Here is a 2,578-nt window from a genome sequence, read left to right on the forward strand (position 1 = left end):
ACATCAAGGAGGATACATATGAAGATGAAAAGGGGCATTACCACTTTATTATCTGTAGCGGTTCTATCTACATCACTTGTAGCATGTTCAGGAACACCAGAGAAAACAGTGGCAAAAGAAGAGAAAGTAAAATTAACAGAACAACAATTAATGGCTGATTTATGGTATCAAACAGCCGGTGAAACGAAAGCACTTTACTACCAAGGGTACAACATTGGTCAATTAAAGCTTGATGCAATTCTTGCAAAAGGGACAGAGAAAAAACCTGCTATCGTGCTTGATTTAGACGAAACTGTTTTAGATAACAGTCCTCATCAAGCAATGAGCGTAAAAACAGGCAAAGGCTATCCTTACAAATGGGATGATTGGATTAACAAAGCTGAGGCTGAAGCCCTTCCAGGCGCAATTGATTTCTTAAAATATACAGAGTCTAAAGGTGTAGATATTTACTACATCTCAAATCGTAAAACGAATCAACTAGATGCGACAATTAAAAATCTTGAGCGTGTAGGTGCTCCTCAAGCAACGAAAGAACATATATTACTACAAGATCCGAAAGAAAAAGGAAAAGAAAAACGCCGTGAACTCGTTTCTCAAACTCATGATATTGTCTTATTCTTCGGTGATAACTTATCTGATTTCACAGGTTTTGATGGAAAATCTGTAAAAGATCGTAACCAAACAGTAGCAGATTCAAAAGCACAATTTGGTGAGAAATTCATTATTTTCCCGAATCCAATGTATGGCGATTGGGAAGGCGCTTTATATGATTATGATTTCAAAAAATCAGATGCAGAAAAAGATAAAATCCGTCGCGACAACTTAAAATCATTTGAAGTAAAATAAAAGAGGATGGCATTCGCCATCCTCTTTTATTTTACTTTCTCTGTTAAAGGCAAGATAAATACTTCCACACGTCTATTCTTTGCCTTTCCTTCTTGTGTATCGTTTGGAGCAATTGAACGGTATTCTCCGTATCCAATCGCACTAAATTTTTCTGGTTGTAATTCTTTATTTTGCAGTAATACTTGCATAAAATTAACTGCCCGCTGCGTACTTAATTCCCAATTCGACGCAAACTGCGCATTGGCAATAGGGACATTATCCGTATGACCCGATACTGTAATTTCACGAGGTGACGCTGAAACAAGTAAGCTAGACATCTCTTTTGCAATCCCTAAAGATTCTAATTTCACATCTGCTTTCCCCGAATCAAACAGTATATTTTCTAATATTGTCACCATTAATCCCTTTTCAGTTAATTTAGTTTGAAAAGAAGAGGATAATTGTTTTTCATTAATATATTGATCAATCTTTTTTTGTAATGCTTTCAATTCATCCATCTCTTTTTTTTCTTTAGCTCTAGCTTCTTCTTGTTTTTTTGTTTGTTCTGCCTCAAGGCTACTTGCTGATAATTCTTTTTCATCATTTGGCTTTTGATCACTTAAAAATTCTTTGTTACCTGTTCCCCCAGCTAATTCACTTCGAAAAGCAACTGCCATCTGTTTAAACTTCGCAGCATCTATACTACTCATTGCGAATAAAACGATAAACAATGCAAATAACAACGTTAACATATCAGAATATGGGATTAACCATGTTTCATCGATATGCTCATCATGTTTTTTCTTTTTGCCTCTTCTATTTTTCTTACTCCGCATTTTTTTCTGCTCCTTTTTCTAGCTTTTTACGCTCAGTTGCAGAAAGTGCACCTAAAATGCGGTTCTTCATAATAAACGGATATGTACCTTCTTGTAACATTAATAAACAATCAATGATTAAACGTTTTTTCTCAATTTCAGCTGAAGATTTTTGCTTTAACTTATTTGCAAATGGATGCCATAATACATAACCTGAAAAAATACCAAAAATCGTTGCAATAAACGCACCCGAAATAGCATGACCTAACTTTTCAATATCAGTTAAGTTACCAAGCGCAGCTACAAGACCGATAACAGCTCCTAAAACTCCTAATGTCGGTGCATACGTACCAGCTTGTGAAAAAATAGCAGCTCCCTTTGCATGTCTTTCTTCAATTGCCTCTAATTCAGATTCCAAAATCTGCTCCAAATCTTCTGCGGATACGCCATCAATCACAAATTTCATACCGCGCAAAAGAAATTCATCTTGAATTTTGTCTAATTGTTGCTCTAAAGACAAAATACCGTATTTTCTACTTTCAGATGTCCAATGAACAAATAATTCTAGCAACTGTTCATAACTTAAATCCTTTTTATTTGAACCAAAAAGAACTTTAAATAGTTTTGGAACCCTTTTTAGTTGATTCATCGGAAATGCAATACATACTGCAGCAAATGTACCGATAAAAATAATTAATGCTGCGGCAGGATTTAATAAGGCTGTTATGTCAGCGCCCTTGACGACCATCCCTACTACCACTGCTACAAATCCTAAAATAAGTCCAATAATTGTTGCAAAATCCATTCCCATTCACTCCTAGTCTATACAAGAAGTTCTTTATTCTCGATAATCGCTACATCTTCTTATGTATATATATTACATAAAAAATGCAAATCATGAAAGATAAGAAATGAATTATATAAAAAAATACTACAAA

At 34.8% G+C, this 2,578-nt stretch carries 3 protein-coding genes; 1 reads left to right on the forward strand and 2 read right to left on the reverse strand.

The window, feature by feature from the left end; translation table 11 throughout:
- Nucleotides 1-18 precede the first annotated feature (18 nt).
- A complete protein-coding gene (locus ACQGS6_RS26270; RefSeq protein ID WP_000782768.1) occupies nucleotides 19-846 on the forward strand; it encodes a 5'-nucleotidase, lipoprotein e(P4) family in 828 nt (275 codons plus the stop codon).
- A 26-nt stretch (nucleotides 847-872) separates the two neighbouring features.
- Here the strand turns inward: ACQGS6_RS26270 and motB are convergent, their stop codons facing one another.
- Nucleotides 873-1,661 (reverse strand): flagellar motor protein MotB, encoded by a 789-nt coding sequence (motB, locus tag ACQGS6_RS26275; protein WP_001256735.1) that lies wholly within the window; start codon nucleotides 1,659-1,661, stop codon nucleotides 873-875.
- Nucleotides 1,651-2,445 carry a flagellar motor stator protein MotA gene (gene motA, locus ACQGS6_RS26280; protein WP_000344853.1) on the reverse strand — a complete coding sequence of 265 codons (795 nt, stop codon included), beginning with the start codon at nucleotides 2,443-2,445 and terminating at the stop codon, nucleotides 1,651-1,653. Before motA ends, motB begins: the two co-directional genes overlap by 11 nt.
- Nucleotides 2,446-2,578: the final 133 nt, after the last annotated feature.

Origin of the sequence: Bacillus sp. GMs2/2 (assembly GCF_050172095.1) — a bacterium.
Classification (GTDB): Bacteria; Bacillota; Bacilli; order Bacillales; family Bacillaceae_G; genus Bacillus_A; species Bacillus_A cereus.

Bases quoted from the DNA above. Each gene is read 5' to 3' on its own strand.
- ACQGS6_RS26270 (WP_000782768.1), top strand. From the start codon at position 19: ATGAAGATGAAAAGGGGCATTACCACTTTATTATCTGTAGCGGTTCTA.
- motA (WP_000344853.1), bottom strand. From the start codon at position 2,445: ATGGATTTTGCAACAATTATTGGACTTATTTTAGGATTTGTAGCAGTG.
- motB (WP_001256735.1), bottom strand. From the start codon at position 1,661: ATGCGGAGTAAGAAAAATAGAAGAGGCAAAAAGAAAAAACATGATGAG.